19 protein-coding genes are annotated in these 21,542 nt (G+C 55.4%); 14 read left to right on the forward strand and 5 right to left on the reverse strand.

The annotated features are described in order from the left end of the window. Nucleotides 1–7 precede the first annotated feature (7 nt). From AAIG26_RS20920 to AAIG26_RS20930, 3 genes are all read left to right on the forward strand, one after another. Nucleotides 8–868, forward strand: coding sequence for an AraC family transcriptional regulator (locus AAIG26_RS20920; RefSeq protein ID WP_343181384.1), 861 nt, complete (start codon nucleotides 8–10; stop codon nucleotides 866–868). Nucleotides 869–1,081: 213 nt separating this feature from the next. Beyond that, nucleotides 1,082–1,744 (forward strand): fructose-6-phosphate aldolase, encoded by a 663-nt coding sequence (gene fsa, locus AAIG26_RS20925; protein WP_269232607.1) that lies wholly within the window; start codon nucleotides 1,082–1,084, stop codon nucleotides 1,742–1,744. A gap of 11 nt (nucleotides 1,745–1,755) precedes the next feature. Continuing rightward, nucleotides 1,756–2,859: a glycerol dehydrogenase gene (locus tag AAIG26_RS20930; RefSeq protein ID WP_020455966.1), complete on the forward strand. Its 1,104-nt coding sequence runs from the start codon at nucleotides 1,756–1,758 to the stop codon at nucleotides 2,857–2,859. A gap of 214 nt (nucleotides 2,860–3,073) precedes the next feature. On the opposite strand, the gene metF is transcribed toward AAIG26_RS20930, so the two are convergent. The 3 genes from metF to metB all read right to left on the reverse strand — a co-directional run bounded on the left by metF (nucleotide 3,074) and on the right by metB (nucleotide 7,767). Beyond that, nucleotides 3,074–3,964 carry a methylenetetrahydrofolate reductase gene (gene metF, locus AAIG26_RS20935; RefSeq protein WP_017459628.1) on the reverse strand — a complete coding sequence of 297 codons (891 nt, stop codon included), beginning with the start codon at nucleotides 3,962–3,964 and terminating at the stop codon, nucleotides 3,074–3,076. A 207-nt stretch (nucleotides 3,965–4,171) separates the two neighbouring features. Next, nucleotides 4,172–6,604, reverse strand: a complete 2,433-nt coding sequence (locus AAIG26_RS20940; RefSeq protein ID WP_020455965.1) for a bifunctional aspartate kinase/homoserine dehydrogenase II — start codon at nucleotides 6,602–6,604, stop codon at nucleotides 4,172–4,174. A gap of 2 nt (nucleotides 6,605–6,606) precedes the next feature. Beyond that, complete coding sequence (gene metB, locus AAIG26_RS20945; RefSeq protein WP_020455964.1) at nucleotides 6,607–7,767, reverse strand: cystathionine gamma-synthase; 1,161 nt, start codon at nucleotides 7,765–7,767, stop codon at nucleotides 6,607–6,609. 262 nt (nucleotides 7,768–8,029) lie between these two features. Between metB and metJ the strand changes: the two genes are divergently transcribed. Continuing rightward, a complete protein-coding gene (metJ, locus tag AAIG26_RS20950) occupies nucleotides 8,030–8,347 on the forward strand; it encodes a met regulon transcriptional regulator MetJ (RefSeq protein WP_007369220.1) in 318 nt (105 codons plus the stop codon). A gap of 313 nt (nucleotides 8,348–8,660) precedes the next feature. Here the strand turns inward: metJ and rpmE are convergent, their stop codons facing one another. Continuing rightward, complete coding sequence (gene rpmE, locus AAIG26_RS20955) at nucleotides 8,661–8,873, reverse strand: 50S ribosomal protein L31 (RefSeq protein WP_007369223.1); 213 nt, start codon at nucleotides 8,871–8,873, stop codon at nucleotides 8,661–8,663. 207 nt (nucleotides 8,874–9,080) lie between these two features. On the opposite strand from rpmE, the gene priA reads away from it, so the two are divergent. From priA to rraA, 7 genes are all read left to right on the forward strand, one after another. Then, a complete protein-coding gene (gene priA / locus AAIG26_RS20960; RefSeq protein WP_343181433.1) occupies nucleotides 9,081–11,273 on the forward strand; it encodes a primosomal protein N' in 2,193 nt (730 codons plus the stop codon). Nucleotides 11,274–11,397: 124 nt separating this feature from the next. Next, nucleotides 11,398–12,423 carry a DNA-binding transcriptional regulator CytR gene (cytR, locus tag AAIG26_RS20965; protein WP_045512302.1) on the forward strand — a complete coding sequence of 342 codons (1,026 nt, stop codon included), beginning with the start codon at nucleotides 11,398–11,400 and terminating at the stop codon, nucleotides 12,421–12,423. Between the two features lie 94 nt (nucleotides 12,424–12,517). After that, nucleotides 12,518–13,540: a cell division protein FtsN gene (gene ftsN, locus AAIG26_RS20970; RefSeq protein ID WP_343181385.1), complete on the forward strand. Its 1,023-nt coding sequence runs from the start codon at nucleotides 12,518–12,520 to the stop codon at nucleotides 13,538–13,540. Between the two features lie 92 nt (nucleotides 13,541–13,632). After that, on the forward strand, nucleotides 13,633–14,163 hold the full coding sequence (gene hslV / locus AAIG26_RS20975; protein ID WP_020455959.1) for an ATP-dependent protease subunit HslV: 531 nt from the start codon (nucleotides 13,633–13,635) through the stop codon (nucleotides 14,161–14,163). A gap of 9 nt (nucleotides 14,164–14,172) precedes the next feature. Beyond that, complete coding sequence (gene hslU / locus AAIG26_RS20980; protein WP_020455958.1) at nucleotides 14,173–15,504, forward strand: HslU--HslV peptidase ATPase subunit; 1,332 nt, start codon at nucleotides 14,173–14,175, stop codon at nucleotides 15,502–15,504. A gap of 66 nt (nucleotides 15,505–15,570) precedes the next feature. Next, entirely contained in the window at nucleotides 15,571–16,500 is a 930-nt protein-coding gene (gene menA / locus AAIG26_RS20985) for a 1,4-dihydroxy-2-naphthoate polyprenyltransferase (protein ID WP_097407362.1), read from the forward strand. A 92-nt stretch (nucleotides 16,501–16,592) separates the two neighbouring features. Next, the gene (gene rraA / locus AAIG26_RS20990; protein WP_020455956.1) at nucleotides 16,593–17,078 is read left to right on the forward strand and encodes a ribonuclease E activity regulator RraA; all 486 of its coding nucleotides are present in this window, start codon (nucleotides 16,593–16,595) and stop codon (nucleotides 17,076–17,078) included. Between the two features lie 173 nt (nucleotides 17,079–17,251). On the opposite strand, the gene zapB is transcribed toward rraA, so the two are convergent. Beyond that, nucleotides 17,252–17,497: a septal ring assembly protein ZapB gene (zapB, locus tag AAIG26_RS20995; protein ID WP_086873298.1), complete on the reverse strand. Its 246-nt coding sequence runs from the start codon at nucleotides 17,495–17,497 to the stop codon at nucleotides 17,252–17,254. Nucleotides 17,498–17,992: 495 nt separating this feature from the next. Between zapB and AAIG26_RS21000 the strand changes: the two genes are divergently transcribed. From AAIG26_RS21000 to glpX, 3 genes are all read left to right on the forward strand, one after another. Continuing rightward, nucleotides 17,993–18,841 carry an MIP/aquaporin family protein gene (locus tag AAIG26_RS21000; RefSeq protein WP_017459641.1) on the forward strand — a complete coding sequence of 283 codons (849 nt, stop codon included), beginning with the start codon at nucleotides 17,993–17,995 and terminating at the stop codon, nucleotides 18,839–18,841. Between the two features lie 21 nt (nucleotides 18,842–18,862). Continuing rightward, nucleotides 18,863–20,371: a glycerol kinase GlpK gene (glpK, locus tag AAIG26_RS21005; protein WP_020455954.1), complete on the forward strand. Its 1,509-nt coding sequence runs from the start codon at nucleotides 18,863–18,865 to the stop codon at nucleotides 20,369–20,371. Between the two features lie 106 nt (nucleotides 20,372–20,477). Beyond that, nucleotides 20,478–21,488 carry a class II fructose-bisphosphatase gene (glpX, locus tag AAIG26_RS21010; protein WP_343181386.1) on the forward strand — a complete coding sequence of 337 codons (1,011 nt, stop codon included), beginning with the start codon at nucleotides 20,478–20,480 and terminating at the stop codon, nucleotides 21,486–21,488. Nucleotides 21,489–21,542: the final 54 nt, after the last annotated feature.

The raw sequence follows: 21,542 nt of genomic DNA on the forward strand, positions 1-21,542 counted from the left end.
GGACATCATGAGTCTCGATGTCAGCCATCTTATCTCGCGCCTGATAAACGGCCCGGCCCCGCTACGGCAGATATACTTTGCGGGCGTGACCGGAACCGCGCCTGCGCAGGCCTGCCAGGTGGATTTCCCACGCCTGGAAATTGTGCTGGAAGGAACGGTGACCGATACGGGGATCAACGGCGAAACCGCGCGGATGTCGCAGCACGACGTGCTGTATGTTCCCGCAGGTAGCTGGAATCACCCACAATGGCAGCTACCTGCCACCACATTAAGCGTGCTGTTTGGCAAGCAACAGCTCAGTTTTAACGTCACGCAGTGGGATGGCGCCATGCTGCAAAACCTGGCGAAACAACATGTTGCGCGTCGCGGCCCGCGCGTCGGCTCTTTCTTGCTGCAAACGCTGCATGAAATGCAGATGCAGCCGCACGAACAGCAAACCGCACGTCTGATCGTCACCAGCCTGCTCAGCCACTGTCATGACTTGCTTGGTAGCCAGATCCAAACCGCATCGCGCAGTCAGGCGCTGTTCGAAGCTGTTCGCGACTATATCGACGAAAATTACGCTTTGCCACTCACGCGTGAATCGGTGGCGCAGGCGTTTTATATCTCACCCAATTACCTGTCGCATCTGTTTCAGAAAACCGGTTCTGTTGGCTTCAACGAATATCTGACTCATACCCGGCTGGAGCACGCTAAAACGCTGCTCAAAGGGTACGATTTAAAAGTGAAAGAAGTGGCGCACAGTTGCGGGTTTGTTGACAGTAATTACTTCTGCCGCCTGTTTCGTAAAAACACGGAACGCTCCCCCACGGAATACCGCCAGCAGTATCACAGCCATCTCAGCGAAAAGTCCCCGCTGGACGAATAACGCCAGCACTGGATTTTTGTACGTTAAAAAAACCAATTTTGTTTCAACAGCACCCTACAAGGCCTTTTTTCATCCGCTATCACGCAACTTGTGAGCCAGCTCGCACTTTGTTCTCTCGATCACATTTGTCCAGTGTTTGGCAGATTTGTTATATGGCGAGCACACAACCCGCGCTCTTATGCTGTGTGCAGAAACGCTATATGAGGAAGCATGATGGAACTGTATCTCGACACCGCAAACGTAGCGGAAGTGGAGCGCCTGGCGCGGATTTACCCGCTGGCGGGTGTAACCACTAATCCGAGCATTATCGCCGCCGGTAAAGACTCCCTCTGGGACGTATTGCCACGCCTGCAGCGCGCTATTGGCCCACAAGGAACGCTGTTTGCCCAGGTGATGAGCCGCGAAGCGGATGGCATGGTGGCTGAGGCCAAACGCCTCAATAACGCCGTGCCGGATATTGTGGTCAAAATTCCGGTCACTGCTGAAGGCCTGGCCGCCATCAAGCAACTGAAAAAAGAGGGCATTGTCACGCTGGGTACGGCAGTTTACAGCGCCGCGCAGGGGCTGCTTGCCGCGCTGGCTGGCGCAAAATATGTCGCCCCGTATGTTAACCGCGTCGATGCACAGGGCGGAGACGGGATCCGCATGGTGCAGGAGCTGCAAACCCTGCTGAAACTCCATGCGCCAGAGAGCAAAGTGCTGGCCGCGAGTTTTAAAACGCCGCGCCAGGCACTGGAGTGTTTGTTGGTCGGATGCGAAGCGATCACGCTCCCATTAGATGTAGCGCAACAAATGCTCAATACACCCGCAGTAGAGTCAGCCATTGAGAAGTTTGAACAGGACTGGAAAACAGCTTTTGGCAACCTCAACCTATAAGGAGGTAGTATATGGACCGCATCATCCAGTCGCCGGGCAAGTATATCCAGGGTGCAGACGTTATCACCCGCCTCGGTGACTATCTCAAACCGCTGGCCGATCGCTGGCTGGTGGTCGGTGACAAATTTGTTCTCGGTTTTGCGCAGGAAACGCTGCAAAAAAGCCTGGTGGATGCCGGGCTGGCCTGTGAAATCGCGCCGTTCGGCGGCGAATGTTCACAAAACGAAATTGACCGGCTGCGCGGTGTGGCAGAAAGCGCCCGCTGCGGCGCGGTACTCGGCATCGGTGGCGGTAAAACGCTGGATACTGCCAAAGCACTGGCGCATTTCATGCACGTGCCGGTGGCGATTGCCCCCACTATCGCATCGACCGATGCGCCCTGTAGCGCGCTGTCGGTTATCTACACCGACAGTGGCGAGTTCGACCGTTATTTGCTGCTGCCCAACAACCCGGATCGGGTGATTGTCGACACCAAAATTGTCGCCGGAGCCCCTGCGCGTTTGCTGGCAGCCGGGATTGGTGATGCACTCTCGACCTGGTTTGAAGCGCGTGCTTGTTCACGCAGCGGCGCAAAAACCATGGCGGGCGGTCAATGTACGCAATCCGCCCTCGCGCTGGCGGAGCTGTGTTACAACACGCTACTTGAAGAGGGTGAAAAAGCGATGTTCGCCGCCGAACAGCATGTGGTGACGCCTGCGCTGGAGCGCGTGGTGGAAGCCAATACCTACCTCAGCGGTGTCGGTTTTGAGAGTGGCGGTCTGGCGGCAGCACACGCCATTCATAACGGCATCACGGCAATTCCGGAAGCGCATCATTACTACCATGGCGAAAAAGTGGCGTTTGGCACCTTAACTCAACTGGTACTGGAAAACGCGCCGCTGGAAGAGATCGAAACCGTCGCCGCCCTGTGTCATACCGTGGGTTTGCCAATTACGCTGGCGCAACTGGGGATTAAAACTGACATTCCAGAGAAAATGCGCATCGTGGCGCAGGCTGCCTGTGCACAAGGGGAAACCATTCACAATATGCCGGGCGGTGCGACAGCGGATCAGGTCTATGCCGCGCTACTGGTCGCCGATCAGTACGGGCAGCGTTTTCTTGAAGAGTGGGAATAGCGCTCAGGTTTACAGTGGGTGGCTCTGATTGCACCCTCACGGGGAGTATCAAGCGCCTAAAAAGCGTCTCTGCCAACCCTGTGAGATATAAATCCAAAACAAGGCAGAGCTAAAATCGGTTGATGACCACGCGCATAAGGCGTGGTTTTCAGTCAGCCATAAAAAAGCCGGATCGCAATCCGGCTTTTCTTTAATTTTTCCACTGCAAGGATTCTTACACTGCCGGGCGAACGCCCAGCGTGTGGCAAATGGCGTAACTCATTTCGGCGCGGTTCAGCGTATAGAAGTGGAAATCTTTCACCCCTTCGCGGCTTAAAATTTTCACCATATCCATGGCGATATTCGCGCCCACCAGCTTGCGGGTTTCCGCGTCATCATCCAGGCCATCGAACATTTGCGACATCCACGCCGGGATACGCACATTGGTCATATCGGCGAATTTTTTCGCCTGTTTAAAGTTGGAGACCGGCAGGATGCCCGGCACGATCTCAACATCAATACCGGTTGCCGCACAGCGATCGCGAAAGCGCAGATAGCTTTCCACATCGAAGAAGAACTGCGTAATCGCGCGGCTCGCGCCCGCATCCACTTTGCGTTTCAGGTTCAGCAGATCGGCCTGTGCGCTTTTCGCTTCCGGGTGAACTTCCGGGTAAGCGGCGACGGAGATATCGAAATCCGCGACCTCTTTTAACAACGTCACCAGATCGGCGGCGTACATATCCGGCTTACCGCCGCCCGGGGGTAAATCACCGCGCAATGCCACAATGTGGCGAATGCCGTTGTTCCAGTAATCCTGCGCGATAGTGCGCAATTCGTCACGTGTGGCATCGATGCAGGTCAAATGCGGCACCGCTTCCAGCCCGGTGCGATCTTTGATGCCTTTAATGATGCTGTGTGTGCGATCGCGCTCGCCCGAATTTGCACCGTAAGTTACCGAAACAAATTTCGGCTTCAGGCTGCTTAAACGATCGATGGAGTGCCATAAGGTCTGTTCCATTTCACTGGTGCGCGGCGGGAAAAATTCAAAGGAAACATTAATCTGGCCGTGAACTTCCGCCAGGCTCTGATTCAGGGCTTCCCGCTGGTTGGCGTGAAAAAAGCTCATACCTTACCTCATCAATCGCGTGTCATTGTCTGTTGTTTTGTGAACTTCTATACGTTTAGACGTCCAGATGTAAAAATGACGGAAAACGATCGGGGCGTCAACAGGAAAATCACTATTCTGTGTGAGGAATGTTCAGCGAAGATGAAAAAAGTTCATGATGCCGCACAGCATCCTCTCCCTGTCCCGGGAGAGGATAAAAGAAAGGAATTACAGTAACTGTGCGAGGCGATTGATATCCGACTGGATAGCGCCAGCGGTCACATCGCGCCCCGCGCCCGGCCCGCGGATCACCAGCGGGTTATCGCGGTACCAGCGGCTTTCAATGGCAAAAACATTATCCCCCGGCAAAACCGCCGCCAGCGGGTGTTCCGGCCGAACGGCCTCGACGCCGACGCGCGCTTTACCGTTGGCATCAAAACGCGCCACATAACGCAGCACCAGCCCCATTTCACGGGCGGCTTCCAGGCGCTGCACCATCTGTTCATTCAGCTCATCGCCATTTTCAAAGAAGTGATCGACCGATCCCTCTTCGCAACCCGCAGGCACTAAAGACTCTACGCGCACCTGGTCTGGTTCGATATCGTAGCCCGCCTCGCGGGCGAGGATCACCAGCTTGCGCATCACATCTTTGCCGGAAAGGTCAACGCGCGGATCCGGCTCGGTCAACCCTTGCTGCCAGGCCTGATCCACTAAATCGGTAAACGGCACGGTGCCGTCGAATTGCAGGAACAGCCAGGAGAGCGTACCGGAGAAAATTCCGCTGATCGCCAGAATCGAATCACCGCTTTCACGCAGGTCGCGCACGGTATGATTCACCGGCAGACCGGCGCCAACAGTGGCGTTATACAACCAGCGGCGACCGGTTTTTTCGAACGCATCGTGGATCTGACGATAGGTATCGGTTGTGCTGGCTCCGGCCAGTTTGTTGGCGCTGATCACATGGAAGCCGTGGCTGGCGAAATCCAGATACTGCTCCGCCAGCTGCGAGCTTGCGGTGACATCCAGCACCACCAGATCGTCGTACGGATGGGCGCGCATCCACAAAAACAGCGACTCCTCATCCTGCTCTACCGCTTCATCATTAAAGAACGCCAGCGCACGGCTGGCATCCAGCCCTTCATAGCTCAGCAAACTGCGGCGGCTATCCACCACGCCCGCCAGCACAAATTCAAAACCGGTACGCGCCGACAACGCGCTCTGCTCGCGCGAGAACAGCTCCAGCCAGCGGGAACCAATATTGCCTTTACCAAACAGCACCAGACCTATGCGTTTCTCCGCGCGGAACAGCGACTGGTGCAGCCCCTGAATCAGGCTTTCCGTTGGGCCAACGCGCAGCACGGCGACCAGGCTAATGCCTTCGTCAGATTGCCAGATAAACTCCACCGGCTGGCCTTTAAGCTGCTGCCAGAAACGGTGGCTGTGCAACGGATTGCGACAAACACCCGCACCAACCATCGCTACCAGCGCCAGCCCCTGACGCAAACGCAATTCGCCCGGTAAACCGGCTTCATCAAGCAGTTTAAAGACGCTATCGACCACTTCTGAGGTGTAGCAAAGCTGCAGCAGGTTGCGGTCAGCATGTGCGCCAACCGCCAGCGGGCGTACCTGCGCACGTTTAAGGATCAGGTCAATCTCTTTATGCGCCAGTTTGAAGTCCTGCCCGGACGGTACAACAAACTCAATCAGGCAGACGTCATCATGGCTGGTGACAATCCGCGCCCCGGTGCCGGAAGCCAGCACGCGTTCAATGCGTGTCGACCCCTGTTCCGGGTGGTAACTACAGCGCAATTGCAGATCGATATTGCTGCCGGAGACCGGTTGTAGCGTGCGCGCATGCAGCACCGGTGCCGCCAGACGTGCCAGCTCGCTGGCTTCATCAAGGCGCAGCAGCGGTAACAGGCAGGCATCTTTCACCTTACGCGGGTCCGCGCTGTAAACACCGGCCACGTCACTCCAGATGGTTACGCGGGTAACATCGCCCAGCGCGCCAATTTGCGTGGCCGAGTAGTCCGAACCGTTACGTCCCAACAGCACGGTTTCACCGGCTTCGTTGCGGCTGATAAAGCCCGTCACCACAATACGTTTGCCCGGATACTGCGCCAGCTGTTGTTGCAGCAGCGGATAAGACGCACCTTCATTTACCTGCGGCTGTGCCGCGCGTTCGGCACGCAGGAAATCGCGGGCATCCAGCCAGGCGGCATCCAGACCTTGCTGGTTCAGCACGGCGGCCATTAAACGCGCCGACCAGATTTCACCATGGCCAACTACTTCGGCGTAAACCGCGTCGGTGATGCCACCATCCAGCAGCACCGCCAGGTGTTCAAGATCGTGAATAAACTCGCTGGTCAGACCGTCGGCGATAGCGGCGGGCAACAGCCCACTGATTAAATCACTCTGATAACGACGTAGCGATTGTTGAACCTGATGCGCAGAAAGCCTGTCAGTCTGGCTCAATTTCAGCCAGTTGATCAGCTGGTTGGTGGTGCTGCCTGCGGCCGAGACAACCATCATGTCGCCCGGTTGTGAATACTCCGCCATGATCCCTGCGACACGCAGGTAACATTTCACATCCGCCAGACTACTCCCACCAAATTTGTGCAGCTGACGAGCCTTCGTCCCTGCCTGCGCAATCACACTCATGTTTACCCCTCAGCTGCGACCCGGAAGCCATTTTCCAGATCGGCAATTAGATCTTCACTGTCTTCAATACCGGTTGAGATACGCAATAGCGTCTCAGAAATTCCCGCTGCGGCGCGCGCTTCCGGCGCCATGCCTGCGTGGGTCATTGTCGCGGCGTGGGAGATTAAACTTTCAACCCCGCCTAATGATTCCGCCAGCGTAAACAACGATAGACCACTTAAGAAACGACGCAGCGTTTGTTCGTCGCCATCCAGCTCAAAACTTAACATCGCGCCAAAGCCTTTTTGTTGACGCGCAGCAATCTCGTGCCCCTGATTATCCGGCAGAGACGGGTGGTACAGTTTTTTCACCAACGGCTGTTTTTGCAGGAAATCGACGATCGCCTGAGCATTACGCTGCGCCACTTCCATGCGCGGCGACAACGTACGCAGACCGCGCAACAGCAGATAGCTGTCGAAGGCGCTGCCGGTGACGCCAATGTTATTCGCCCACCATGCCAGTTCGGTGACAGTCGCCTCATCTTTCGCAATCACCACGCCCGCCACCACATCGGAATGGCCGTTGAGATATTTGGTGCAGGAGTGCAGCACCAAATCCGCGCCCAGCGCCAGCGGGTTTTGCAGGGCCGGGCTCAGGAACGTATTATCCACCACGCTGATTGCGCCAGCTTCACGCGCAAGCTGGCAGATTTTCGCGATATCCACAACGCGCAACAGCGGGTTGCTTGGGCTTTCGACCAGCACCAGCTTCGGTTGTTCCGCCAGCGCCGCTTTCAATGCCTGCTCATCGCCCTGATCAACAAATTTCACCCGGTAGCAACCGCGTTTCGCCAGACTATCGAACAGGCGATAGCTACCGCCATAGCAGTCGTGCGGCGCAACCAGCAGATCGCCTGGTTTGAGAAAGACGGTCGTCACCAGATGAATTGCCGACATGCCGGTATTGGTCAATACCGCGCCCGCGCCACCTTCCAGTTCTGCCAGCGCACGCTGAACCACATCACGCGTTGGGTTGCCGCGACGCGAATAGTCATGCGCACGGGGTTCGTTAAAGCCGGTGAAATTATAAGTACTGGAGAGATGAATAGGCGGGACAACGCAACCGTACTGCTCGTCATCGTTCAATCCGCTACGCACTGCGATGGTGGCCTGTTTACGCGTCATGGTGAAGGCTTCCTGGCTTAATGGATGAAAAGTCTCACGACAGAGTAAACATTGCGACAATAGACGTCAATACATCTGGACATCTAAACTTCTTTGCGTATAGATTGAGCAAAAGTACAATAGCCGTTAAAATTATACGCTTTAGTACCGGTAGCTGAGCGATACACCGTGTCACCATGTTGACTCTACGGTAAACTACGCGGAATTACGGCCCGGCGGTGTCCGGGTTTAGACTAATGACTGAGAGGATTAAAGGTATCTCATGGCTGAATGGAGCGGCGAATATATCAGCCCATACGCTGAGCACGGCAAGAAGAGTGAGCAAGTAAAAAAAATTACGGTTTCCATTCCTCTTAAGGTGTTAAAAATCCTCACCGATGAACGTACCCGTCGTCAGGTGAACAACTTGCGTCACGCCACCAACAGCGAGCTGTTGTGTGAAGCGTTTTTGCATGCGTTTACCGGTCAACCCCTGCCGAACGATGAAGACCTGCGTAAAGAGCGCAGCGACGAAATCCCGGAAGAGGCGAAAGTGATTATGCGTGAACTGGGGATCGACCCGGATACGTGGGAATACTGATCGCAATAAAAAAGGGCGGAAGATATCTTCCGCCCTTTTTGTTTCAATCTGTTTATCTTATCGGCTCACTCAGAAGCGCGTCACTTCCGGGTGCACTTCCGCCAGCGAGAGCAGGTAAGACATAAATACGTTTTTCACAGCCGTCAGCAAATCGCTCATTTTTCCGCCCAATGTCACAGGAATGGATGGCGAAAAGCATATGCTCACTTTTTAAGCAGAGCAATATTTTTGTGACTTTTATCACAAAAAAGCGCCCCTTCGGCAAAACGCAGAGACAAAAAAAGCGCCTTTCGGCGCTTTTTTCTTTGGCAACTTATTTGCTGCCCGGGATGCTGAAGCGTTTGTTGAAACGCTCAACACGACCACCGGTATCAACAACACGTTGTTTACCAGTAAAGAACGGGTGGCATTTGCCGCATACGTCCAGGTTCAGGTCGTGACCCACGGTGGAGTGGGTTTTGATCACGTTACCGCAAGAACAGGTTGCAGTAATCGCTACATAATTCGGGTGAATACCTTTTTTCATGGGAAACCTCAGTTTAAGGCCGCGTCGCTCTTCCAGCCCTAACGCCAGACACCACGCGAGTTAATATGTAAGTGTATCTTTGGCACGTTCAAAACGCATCAAAGGCGGCGAATCATACAGAAATTAGCCAGCACATGCAAACTGATCCGCTCGCCGGTAGCAACAATGTGTATACTATCCCGCCAGTTTTCAAGTCAGGATGATGAGATGCCCGTCGCCCGCGTTGCGCTATCTGTACCGTTGCCCCGCACGTTCGATTACCTGTTGCCGGATGAGATGTCCGCGCGCGCGGGTTGTCGCGTGCGTGTGCCGTTTGGTAACCAGCACCGCGTCGGCATTGTGCTGTCAGTGGGCGACGAAAGCGAACTGCCGCTGACCGATCTCAAGAGCGTGGAAGAGGTGCTCGACAGCGAACCGGTTTTTTCCCCGGCGGTCTGGCGGTTATTGCTGTGGGCTGCGGATTATTACCACCATCCGATCGGGGATGTGTTGTTTAACGCCCTTCCCGTTCTGCTGCGCCAGACTAAGCCCGCCAGCGCGCAGTTCCAGGGCTACTGGTTTGCGACCGAGCAGGGCCAGGCGATGGACATCAATCGCGTCAAATCAGCCAAACAACAACAGGCGCTCTCGGCGCTGCGAAAAGGCAAAATCTGGCAGCATCAACTGGCAGCGCTGGATCTGAAAAGCGTTACCCTGCAAGCGCTGCGCGCCAAAGGGCTGGCGGAGATGAACAGCGAAACACCAGCCTTTAATGACTGGCGCACGACATTTTCCGTAAGCGGCGACCGGCTGCGCCTGAACACAGAGCAAGCCACCGCCGTTGGCGCTATTCACAGCGCAGCGGATCGCTTTTCCGCCTGGTTACTGGCGGGCGTGACCGGTTCAGGTAAAACAGAAGTCTATTTAAGCGTGCTGGAAAACGTGCTGGCGCAGGGAAAGCAGGCGCTGGTGATGGTGCCGGAAATTGGTCTGACACCGCAAACTATCGCCCGTTTTCGCGAGCGCTTTAACGCGCCAGTTGAAGTGCTTCACTCCGGGCTGAACGACAGCGAACGCCTGATCACATGGCAAAAAGCAAAGAGCGGTGAAGCGGCGATTGTGATCGGCACGCGCTCATCGCTGTTTACCCCGTTTAAGAACCTTGGCGTGATCGTCATCGACGAAGAGCATGACAGCTCCTATAAACAGCAGGAAGGCTGGCGTTATCACGCCCGCGATCTGGCGGTTTACCGCGCTCACAGTGAGCAGATCCCGATCATTCTTGGCTCGGCAACGCCTGCGCTGGAAACTCTGCACAACGTGCGGTCACGCAAATACCATCTGCTGCGCCTGACCCGCCGGGCTGGCCACGCGCGACCCGCGATGCAGCATGTGCTGGATCTGAAAGGCCAGCCGTTACAGGCCGGCCTGGCTCCGGCGCTCATCAACCGTATGCGCCAGCATTTACAGGCGGGAAACCAGGTTATTTTGTTCCTTAACCGCCGTGGTTTTTCGCCTGCATTGCTGTGTCATGACTGCGGCTGGATAGCGGAATGCCCGCGCTGCGACCACTATTACACCTTCCACCAGGCGCAGCAGCATTTGCGCTGTCACCACTGCGACAGCCAGCGCCCGGTGCCGCGCCAGTGTCCGTCCTGCGGTTCAACACATTTATTGCCTGTTGGCCTTGGCACTGAACAGCTGGAACACGCGTTAACGCCGATGTTTCCCGGTGTGCCGCTATCACGCATTGACCGCGATACCACCAGCCGCAAAGGCGCGCTGGAGCAACACCTTGCCGAAGTACATCGCGGCGGCGCGCGCATTCTGATTGGCACGCAAATGCTGGCAAAAGGCCACCACTTCCCGGATGTTACGCTGGTTGCGCTGCTGGATGTCGACGGCGCGTTATTTTCGGCAGATTTCCGCGCTGCCGAGCGTTTCGCCCAGCTTTATACCCAGGTTTCCGGCCGTGCCGGGCGCGCAGGCAAACAGGGCGAAGTGGTACTGCAAACGCACCACCCGGAACATCCGCTTCTGCAAACGCTACTGCATAAAGGCTATGACACCTTCGCGGAACAGGCGCTGGCGGAGCGGCAAACCATGCAATTGCCGCCGTGGACCAGCCATGTGCTGATCCGCGCGGAAGATCAGAACAACCAGCACGCGCCGCTGTTTCTGCAACAGCTTAAAAATCTGCTGCAAGCCAGCCCACTGGCGGACAACCAGCTCTGGATCCTGGGCCCGGTTCCGGCACTGGCGGCCAAACGCGCCGGGCGTTACCGCTGGCAGTTGCTGCTACAACATCCTTCCCGTATTCGCCTGCAGCATATCGTCACCGGCGCGCTGGCCCTGATTAACACCCTGCCGGACGCTCGGCGGGTGAAATGGGTGCTGGATGTCGACCCGATTGAAAGTTAACGCTGCGAGCCGGCGTATAAAATTCAACTTTCATCACACTTTTCATGAAAATTCTGTAACCGGTGCGCTTAACTATCTGATAAAAATGTGACAACGCCTGCGCCGTGCATGCGAGGAGAACAATGTGAAACCCAAAAATCAGGTTGCGGCAGCGACCATGAAAGATGTTGCCATGAAAGCAAAGGTTTCGACGGCAACTGTGTCACGTGCATTAATGAACCCGGAAAAAGTGTCGCAGGCTACCCGCAACCGGGTAGAACAAGCGGCAATGGAAGTGGGTTATTTGCCTCAATCGATGGGACGCAACGTCAAACGCAATGAATCACGCACACTGCTGGTGATTGTGCCGGATATTTGCGATCCCTTTTTCAGCGAGATTATTCGCGGCATTGAAGTGACCGCCGCAGAACACGGCTATCTGGTGCTGATTGGCGACTGCGCCCATCAAAATCAGCAGGAAAAAACCTTTATCGACCTGATTATCACCAAGCAAATCGACGGCATGCTGCTGCTCGGCTCGCGTTTGCCGTTTGACGCCAGCATTGAAGAGCAACGCAATTTGCCGCCAATGGTGATGGCTAACGAATTCGCGCCGGAGCTGGAGTTGCCGACGGTGCATATTGATAACCTGACCGCCGCCTTTAATGCCGTCAATTATTTGCAGGAACAGGGTCACCAGCGAATCGGTTGTATCGCCGGTCCGGAAGAGATGCCGCTGTGCCATTACCGCTTGCAGGGCTATGTTCAGGCGCTGCGCCGCTCTGGCGTGACCGTTGATCCGCATTACATCACGCGCGGTGATTTCACTTTTGAGGCGGGCGCGCGGGCGTTGGATCAGTTATTGATGCTACCGAAGCCGCCAACGGCCGTGTTCTGTCACAGCGATGTGATGGCGCTTGGCGCCCTGTCGCAAGCTAAACGCCGGGGTTTGAAAGTACCGGACGACTTATCGATCATCGGCTTTGATAACATTTCCCTGGCTGAATTCAGCGACCCGCCGTTGACCACCGTTTCGCAACCGCGTTATCAGATTGGTCGCGAAGCCATGTTATTGCTGCTGGAGCAGTTGCAGGGGCATAACGTAAGCAGCGGTTCGCGCTTGCTGGAGTGTGAATTAATCCTGCGCGGCAGCACCCGGGCGCTGAAGTAAAGGCGCGGCCTTTCAGACGCCCTCTTCTGGTCAAAACCCCGTCGCTTAAGTAACATGGCGGGCTGATAAACGAAATAAATACAGCGAAACGATAGTGGCACAACGAGATTATGTACGCCGCAGCCAGTCGGCTCCTGCGCGGCGAAAGACGAGTAACTCAAGGAAAAAACAGCGCAGCAAGTCTGCGGTCTCTCCAGCTATGGTCGCCATTGCGGCCGCCGTGCTGGTCGCCTTTATCGGTGGTTTGTACTTTATTACGCACCACAAAAAAGAAGAATCCGAGTCACTGCAAAACCAGAAAATGACCGGCAACGGCCTGCCGCCGAAACCGGAAGAGCGCTGGCGCTACATTAAAGAGCTGGAAAGCCGCCAGCCTGGCGTACGAGCGCCAACCGAGCCGACGGCCGGTGGTGAAGTGCAAAAACCGGAGCAGTTGACCGACGAACAGCGTCAGCTTTTAGCGCAGATGCAGGCCGACATGCGCCAGCAGCCGACGCAGCTCAACGAAGTGCCGTGGAACGAACAGACGCCGGAGCAGCGCCAGCAAACGCTGCAACGTCAGCGCCAGGCGCAGCAACAGGTGCAGATGCAACAGCAGCAACAGCAGTGGACGCAGTCGCAGCCGGTACAAGCACAGCAGCCGCGCACGCAACCGCGCGTAACGGAGCAGCCGGTGCAGCAGCAGGCGCGTACTACGCAAACCACGCCACCGCCGCGCCAGACGCAAAGCACAACGCAGCAAAAAACGGCCACCTCGCAACCGTATCAGGATCTGCTGCAAACGCCGCCGCATACCGCTGCGTCACAGCCGAAAACGCAACAAGCCGCGCCGGTAACACGTGAAGTGGAAACGCCGAAGGCGCAACCGCAAACGGCTGAGAAAAAGGACGATCGCCGCTGGCTTATCCAGTGCGGTTCGTTTAAAGGCCAGGATCAGGCAGAAACCGTGCGTGCACAGCTGGCATTTGAAGGTTTCGACTCGCGTATTACCAGCAACAACGGCTGGAATCGCGTGGTGATGGGCCCAGTGAAAGGCAAAGAGAGCGCCGATGCCACCATCAGCCGCCTGAAAATGGCCGGTCACGCAAACTGCATCCGTCTTGCCGCCGGGGGTTGAAACCCCTAAAACACCCCCCATTTATAATTGCATTCTGCCCCGTACACCGTGCGGGGCGCTGTATTGTGCATTTGTAACCAAGGGGTCTGCTCGTGACAACAATCGTAAGCGTACGCCGTAACGGCCATGTCGTTATCGCCGGTGATGGCCAGGCCACACTGGGCAACACAGTAATGAAAGGCAACGTGAAAAAAGTTCGCCGCCTGTATAACGACAAAGTCATTGCGGGCTTTGCCGGCGGCACGGCCGATGCCTTCACTCTGTTTGAATTATTCGAACGCAAACTGGAAATGCACCAGGGTCATCTGGTGAAAGCGGCTGTCGAGCTGGCAAAGGACTGGCGCACCGATCGCATGCTGCGCAAGCTGGAAGCACTGTTGGCGGTTGCCGACGAAACCGCGTCGCTGATCATCACCGGTAACGGCGATGTGATCCAGCCGGAAAATGACCTGATCGCCATCGGTTCCGGCGGGCCATACGCCCAGGCCGCTGCCCGCGCGTTGCTGGAAAACACCGAGCTTGGCGCACGCGAAATTGCTGAGAAGGCGTTGGGGATTGCAGGCGATATCTGCATCTACACCAACCACTTCCACACCATCGAAGAATTAGCCTATAAAGCGTAAGGATCTCCCATGTCTGAAATGACCCCACGCGAAATTGTCAGCGAACTGGACAAACACATTATCGGCCAGGACGCAGCGAAGCGTTCTGTGGCGATTGCCCTGCGTAACCGCTGGCGCCGCATGCAGCTTGATGAAGAGCTGCGCCATGAAGTCACGCCGAAAAACATTCTGATGATCGGCCCAACCGGCGTCGGTAAAACCGAAATCGCCCGCCGCCTGGCAAAACTGGCCAATGCGCCGTTTATCAAAGTTGAAGCGACCAAGTTCACCGAAGTCGGCTACGTTGGGAAAGAAGTGGATTCTATCATCCGCGATCTGACCGATGCGGCAGTGAAAATGGTGCGTAGTCAGTCGATCGAGAAAAACCGCTACCGCGCGGAAGAGATGGCCGAAGAGCGCATTCTCGACGTGCTGATCCCACCAGCGAAAAACAACTGGGGCCAGCCGGAACAAGCCGCTGAACCATCCGCTGCGCGCCAGTCTTTCCGCAAAAAACTGCGCGAAGGCCAGCTCGACGACAAAGAGATTGAAATCGATCTCGCTGCCGCGCCGATGGGCGTAGAAATTATGGCGCCTCCGGGCATGGAGGAGATGACCAATCAGCTCCAGTCCATGTTCCAGAACCTGGGCGGCCAGAAGCAGAAACCGCGTAAGCTGAAAATCAAAGACGCGATGAAGCTGCTGATTGAAGAAGAAGCGGCGAAACTGGTGAACCCGGAAGAGCTGAAACAGGACGCTATCGAAGCCGTTGAGCAGCACGGGATCGTATTTATCGATGAGATCGACAAAATCTGTAAACGCGGTAACACTTCGGGTCCGGATGTTTCCCGCGAGGGTGTGCAGCGCGATCTGCTGCCGCTGGTGGAAGGCTGCACCGTATCGACCAAACACGGCATGGTGAAAACCGACCACATCCTGTTTATTGCCTCTGGCGCGTTCCAGATTGCCAGCCCGTCGGATCTGATCCCGGAACTGCAAGGCCGTTTGCCAATCCGCGTTGAGCTGAAAGCGTTAACCACGGAAGATTTCGAACGCATCCTGACCGAGCCAAACGCGTCTGTCACCGTACAGTACAAAGCGCTGATGGCGACCGAAGGCGTAAACATTGATTTCACCGAAGACGGCATCAAACGTATTGCTCAGGCCGCATGGCAGGTGAACGAAACCACCGAAAACATCGGTGCGCGTCGTTTGCATACGGTGCTGGAACGTCTGATGGAAGATATCTCCTATGACGCCAGCGATCTGGGCGGCGAGACGATCACCATTGATGCAGACTATGTGAGTAAGCACCTTGATGCTTTAGTGGCAGATGAAGATCTGAGCCGTTTTATCTTATAATCCCGGCCACAACGTTTTCATCACACTCGATGGGGGCTTTTGCCCCCATTTTTGTTGGCTGACCTTATGAACGAAACGCAATCTCTTAGCCTCACCCAGGCCTGGCTGGAAAGCCTGCGACCGAAAACATTACCGCTGGCTTTCGCCGCGATTGTCGTTGGCACAGTGCTGGCCTGGTGGCAGGGCTATTTTGATCCGCTGGTGGCGGTGCTCGCACTCATCACCGCCGGATTGCTGCAAATCCTCTCCAACCTCGCCAATGATTACGGCGATGCGGTCAAAGGCAGCGATAAACCGGATCGCATTGGTCCGTTGCGCGGCATGCAAAAAGGCGCCATTTCCCTTGCGCAGATGAAGCGCGCGCTGATGATTGTCATCGTGCTGAGTTGTATCTCCGGGCTGCTGCTGGTAATCACGGCGACACAAACGATGGCGGATTTCATCGGTTTCCTTGCGCTCGGTGGGCTGTCGATTATTGCCGCCATTACCTATACCGTCGGCAAGCGTCCATACGGTTATCTTGGCCTTGGCGATATTTCCGTGCTGCTTTTCTTCGGCTGGATAAGCGTAATGGGTAGCTGGTATTTGCAGACGCATATGCTGATCCCGGCCGTTATTCTGCCCGCGACCGCCTGTGGTCTGCTGGCGACGGCGGTATTGAATATCAACAATCTGCGCGATATCGAAAGTGACCGCGAAAACGGCAAAAATACGCTTGTCGTCCGTTTAGGACCAATTAACGCACGCCGTTACCATGCTGGCCTGCTGGTTGGCGCGCTGTTATGCCTTGCGCTGTTTAACCTGTTTTCGCTGCAAAGCCTGTGGGGCTGGCTGTTTGTGCTGGCAGCACCACTGCTTATCAAACAGGCGCGCTTTGTGCTGCGCGAGCTCGACCCGCGCGCTATGCCGCCGATGCTGGAACGCACGGTAAAAGGTGCACTGTTAACTAATCTCTTGTTTGTATTAGGAATAATCCTCAGTCAAACGCATCTTTAACTGATAAATGTCAACGAACAATTGATGATTTTGCCAACAGCGCGTGATGCGCGATATACTGACGGTTCTCGCAGCAACTGAACGCTAATCCTATGAAATACGATACTTCTGAGCTTTGTGATATTTACCAGGAAGAGATCAACGTCGTGGAACCGCTGTTCTCCAATTTTGGCGGACGGTCGTCGTTTGGCGGACAAATCATCACGGTGAAATGTTTCGAGGATAACGGGTTGCTGTACGATCTGCTCGAACAAAACGGCCGTGGTCGCGTCCTGCTGGTCGACGGCGGTGGTTCAATGCGTCGTGCGTTAATCGACGCGGATCTCGCCCGCACTGCGGTGCAAAACGAGTGGGAAGGAATTGTAGTCTATGGCTCAGTACGCCAGGTAGACGATCTTGAAGAGCTGGATATTGGGATTCAGGCAATTGCCGCCATTCCGGTTGGCGCAGCGGGCGAAGGTATCGGCGAAAGCGACGTACGTGTCAATTTCGGCGGCGTGACCTTCTTCTCCGGCGACCATCTTTATGCCGATAGCACTGGCATTATCCTTTCCGAAGATCCCCTCGATATCGAGTAAAAAAAGGGCACCGTCAGGTGCCCTTTTTCTTTTTGCCGGCTAGCGCTTCACTTATCCGACATCGCCGTACTTTCCCTGCCCATTTCGCGCTGTAGCTAAGCCCATTTCTCCGGCAACGCCGTTACCGGGGTGAATACGCGCAAGCCAGTGCCGCGACAGCACGAAAAGCGTAATCAGACTTCTTCCATACGCCCCAGCAGCGCCTGCAAGCGTTCCTGCCAGCCGTGCTGCTGCTCTCTCAGCTGGTGGTTTTCACGCTCCAGCTCTTCACGGCTCTGCTGAGCAGACTGTACGTCCTGCGCCAGGCTATTGTTTTTCTCTTTCAGCTCTTCGATTTCCATCTGCAGCAGCGTGATGGTATCAATCGCCTGCTGCACCTTCGCTTCCAGTTTTTCAAACACTTCTAATGACATTGTCATACCTCTCCTGAGTTGCAAGGCGCTGATGGATATACACTTAATATCTTCGCGTTGCAGGTGCGTCACCGCTTTCTTGCAACCCGAATGATGCGTGTCTTTAAAAATCCCCGTCCCGAAAATCGGCGACGCCTTATGATATTGAGCGGATCTCGCTTGTCCCCGATTGTATGAAGCCCACCAGCCCCTGTCCAGCGCAGAGCCGCGCTGTTTGCGCTTTGCAACACTTTTCGTCCTCATCCTGGTGCAACGCGCACGCCTACCACTAAATTGTTAAGGCCTGGGTTACAAAAATGATTCAGCTCACATTTCGCTATGGTGCAAAAACGCGCTTCAGCGCTCGAAAACGCTCATTTTATTGACGCAGTACACACATTTTAATTTCGATATTTCTCGTTTTTGCTCGTTAACGATAAATTAACACTATGTCTACACGACATCATGGGGGAGCGATCGCCCGTGCTAACAATAACCATTACTCTTTTGCAGGATCCGATTATGAGTCAGACATCAACCTTAAAAGGCCAGTGCATCGCCGAATTTCTCGGCACCGGGTTGTTGATTTTCTTCGGTGTCGGCTGTGTCGCGGCGTTGAAAGTGGCTGGCGCCACCTTCGGCCAATGGGAAATCAGTATCATCTGGGGTTTGGGTGTGGCGATGGCCATCTACCTGACTGCAGGGGTTTCCGGCGCACATCTGAACCCGGCTGTGACTATTGCATTATGGCTCTTCGCTAGTTTTGATGGGCGCAAAGTTGTTCCCTTCATCATTTCTCAGTTTGCCGGCGCGTTTTGCGCGGCTGCACTTGTTTACGGGCTTTACTACAATCTTTTCCTCGATTTCGAACACACGCACAATATGGTGCGCGGCAGCGTTGAAAGTCTTGATCTGGCTGGTATTTTCTCTACCTACCCGAACCCGCACATCAACTTTGTGCAGGCCTTCGCCGTTGAAATGGTGATTACCGCTGTGCTGATGGGCGTCATCATGGCGTTAGGTGACGACGGCAACGGTATTCCGCGCGGCCCGCTGGCACCCTTGCTCATCGGTTTGTTGATTGCGGTTATCGGTGCATCCATGGGGCCACTGACGGGATTCGCCATGAACCCGGCGCGTGACCTTGGACCGAAAACGTTCGCCTGGCTTGCTGGCTGGGGCAACGTTGCCTTTACCGGCGGCAAAGATATTCCCTACTTCCTCGTCCCGCTGTTCGGGCCGATCGTAGGCGCGGCGCTCGGCGCATTCGGTTATCGTAAACTGATTGGTCGCCATCTGCCGTCTGGAACCAGTGAGGCGGCAGAAGAAAAAGGCACCGCCTCCACGACTCAACAAAAAGCTTCGCTGTAATGTGACTACGGGAACATAACCATGACTGACAAAAAATATATCGTTGCGCTCGACCAGGGCACTACCAGCTCCCGCGCCGTCGTGATGGATCATGACGCCAACATCATCAGCGTCTCACAACGCGAGTTTGAACAAATTTATCCGAAGCCAGGCTGGGTTGAGCACGACCCGATGGAGATCTGGGCATCGCAGAGCTCAACGCTGGTCGAAGTGTTAGCGAAAGCGGATATCAATTCCGACGAGATCGCCGCTATCGGTATCACTAACCAGCGTGAAACCGCGATCGTCTGGGAACGTGAAACTGGCAAGCCAATTTATAACGCCATCGTCTGGCAGTGTCGCCGCACCGCCGATATTTGCGAAAAACTGAAGCGCGACGGCATGGAAGAGTATGTGCGCAACGCCACGGGTCTGGTGGTTGACCCGTATTTTTCTGGCACCAAAGTGAAATGGATCCTCGACCACGTTGAAGGCTCTCGCGAACGTGCGAAACGCGGCGAATTGCTGTTCGGTACTGTTGATACCTGGCTTATCTGGAAAATGACTCAGGGCCGCGTTCACGTGACGGATTACACCAACGCCTCGCGTACCATGCTGTTCAACATCCACGAGCTGGACTGGGATGACAAAATGCTGGAGGCGCTGGATATTCCGCGCGCCATGCTGCCAGAAGTACGTAAATCGTCTGAGGTTTACGGTCAGACCAACATTGGTGGTAAAGGCGGTACACGTATTCCTATCGCCGGGATCGCGGGCGACCAGCAGGCGGCGCTGTTTGGCCAGCTATGTGTGAAAGAAGGGATGGCGAAAAACACCTATGGTACCGGCTGCTTTATGCTGATGAACACTGGCGAGAAAGCGGTGAAATCTGAGCATGGTCTGCTGACCACTATCGGCTGCGGTCCGAAAGGTGAAGTGAACTACGCGCTGGAAGGTGCGGTGTTTATGGCGGGGGCGTCAATTCAGTGGTTGCGCGACGAGATGAAACTTATCAGCGACGCGTTCGACTCCGAATATTTCGCCACCAAAGTGAAAGATACCAACGGTGTGTACGTAGTACCGGCTTTTACCGGTCTGGGTGCACCGTACTGGGATCCGTATGCGCGCGGTGCTATTTTCGGTCTGACCCGTGGCGTCAATGCGAACCACATCATTCGCGCTACGCTTGAGTCTATCGCCTTCCAGACACGCGATGTACTGGAAGCGATGCAGGCGGATTCCGGCATTCGTTTACACGCGCTGCGCGTGGATGGTGGCGCAGTTGCCAACAACTTCCTGATGCAGTTCCAGTCTGACATTCTCGGCACGCGCGTAGAGCGTCCGGAAGTACGTGAAGTTACGGCGCTGGGCGCGGCGTACCTTGCGGGTCTTGCGGTTGGTTTCTGGCAGAATCTGGATGAGCTGCAGGAAAAAGCGGTTATCGAACGCGAATTCCGCCCGGGTATCGAAACCACCGAGCGTAACTTCCGCTACGACGGCTGGAAAAAAGCCGTCAAACGCGCGATGGCGTGGGAAGAGCGTGACGAGTAATTAGCCTCAACCTTGCCCTCTCTCCCCGGAGAGAGGGCTGCTCTACCAACCCTCCTCTTCTCGCTGTGATAAACTTCGCTCAATTTCTTTCACTATAGAGTTTGTTATGAGACGAGAACTTGCCATCGAATTCTCCCGCGTGACCGAAGCCGCAGCGCTGGCTGGCTACAAATGGTTGGGGCGTGGCGATAAAAACACCGCGGATGGCGCGGCGGTTAACGCTATGCGCATCATGCTCAACAATGTCGACATAGACGGCACCATCGTGATTGGCGAAGGCGAGATCGACGAAGCGCCGATGCTGTTTATTGGTGAAAAAGTCGGCACCGGTAAAGGCGATGCGGTCGATATTGCCGTTGACCCGATCGAAGGGACACGCATGACGGCAATGGGCCAGGCCAACGCGCTGGCGGTGCTGGCGGTCGGCGATAAGGGCTGTTTCCTGAATGCGCCGGATATGTACATGGAAAAACTGATTGTCGGTCCTGGTGCGAAAGGCGCTATCGATCTCAATCTGCCGCTGGCCGATAACCTGCGTAATGTCGCCGCTGCGCTCGGCAAACCGCTGAGTGAACTGACGGTCACCATTCTGGCTAAACCACGCCACGACGATACTATTGCCGAGATGCAGGCGCTGGGCGTACGTATTTTCGCGATTCCCGATGGCGATGTTGCCGCCTCCATCCTCACCTGTATGCCGGATAGCGAAGTGGATGTCCTGTACGGTATTGGCGGTGCGCCGGAAGGTGTGGTTTCCGCGGCGGTCATCCGCGCGCTTGATGGCGATATGCAGGGCCGTCTGCTGGCGCGCCATCAGGTGAAAGGCGATAACGAAGAGAACCGTCGTATTGGCGAATATGAATTAAAACGCTGCCGTGGCATGGGGATTGAAGCGGGCAATGTGCTGCGTCTGGATGAAATGGCGCGCAGTGACAATGTTATTTTCGCCGCTACCGGCATTACCAAAGGCGACCTGCTGGACGGCATCACCCGTAAGGGCAATATCGCCACCACCGAAACGCTGCTGATCCGCGGCAAATCGCGCACCATTCGCCGTATTCAGTCCATTCACTATCTGGATCGTAAAGACCCGGAAGTGCAGCGTCATATACTGTAAGGGTATTTGTTCAATTGAGCTTTCCGGCCTTCACGGGCTGGAAATCTCGCACGA

The sequence above is a fragment of the Kosakonia sp. PSU_27 genome, assembly GCF_039409795.1.
Classification (GTDB): domain Bacteria; phylum Pseudomonadota; class Gammaproteobacteria; order Enterobacterales; family Enterobacteriaceae; genus Kosakonia.

Coding starts and splice junctions, on each gene's coding strand:
- AAIG26_RS20920 (WP_343181384.1), top strand. CDS start 8: ATGAGTCTCGATGTCAGCCATCTTATCTCGCGCCTGATAAACGGCCCG.
- fsa (WP_269232607.1), top strand. CDS start 1,082: ATGGAACTGTATCTCGACACCGCAAACGTAGCGGAAGTGGAGCGCCTG.
- AAIG26_RS20930 (WP_020455966.1), top strand. CDS start 1,756: ATGGACCGCATCATCCAGTCGCCGGGCAAGTATATCCAGGGTGCAGAC.
- metF (WP_017459628.1), bottom strand. CDS start 3,964: ATGAGCTTTTTTCACGCCAACCAGCGGGAAGCCCTGAATCAGAGCCTG.
- AAIG26_RS20940 (WP_020455965.1), bottom strand. CDS start 6,604: ATGAGTGTGATTGCGCAGGCAGGGACGAAGGCTCGTCAGCTGCACAAA.
- metB (WP_020455964.1), bottom strand. CDS start 7,767: ATGACGCGTAAACAGGCCACCATCGCAGTGCGTAGCGGATTGAACGAT.
- metJ (WP_007369220.1), top strand. CDS start 8,030: ATGGCTGAATGGAGCGGCGAATATATCAGCCCATACGCTGAGCACGGC.
- rpmE (WP_007369223.1), bottom strand. CDS start 8,873: ATGAAAAAAGGTATTCACCCGAATTATGTAGCGATTACTGCAACCTGT.
- priA (WP_343181433.1), top strand. CDS start 9,081: ATGCCCGTCGCCCGCGTTGCGCTATCTGTACCGTTGCCCCGCACGTTC.
- hslU (WP_020455958.1), top strand. CDS start 14,173: ATGTCTGAAATGACCCCACGCGAAATTGTCAGCGAACTGGACAAACAC.
- menA (WP_097407362.1), top strand. CDS start 15,571: ATGAACGAAACGCAATCTCTTAGCCTCACCCAGGCCTGGCTGGAAAGC.
- rraA (WP_020455956.1), top strand. CDS start 16,593: ATGAAATACGATACTTCTGAGCTTTGTGATATTTACCAGGAAGAGATC.
- zapB (WP_086873298.1), bottom strand. CDS start 17,497: ATGACAATGTCATTAGAAGTGTTTGAAAAACTGGAAGCGAAGGTGCAG.
- AAIG26_RS21000 (WP_017459641.1), top strand. CDS start 17,993: ATGAGTCAGACATCAACCTTAAAAGGCCAGTGCATCGCCGAATTTCTC.
- glpK (WP_020455954.1), top strand. CDS start 18,863: ATGACTGACAAAAAATATATCGTTGCGCTCGACCAGGGCACTACCAGC.
- glpX (WP_343181386.1), top strand. CDS start 20,478: ATGAGACGAGAACTTGCCATCGAATTCTCCCGCGTGACCGAAGCCGCA.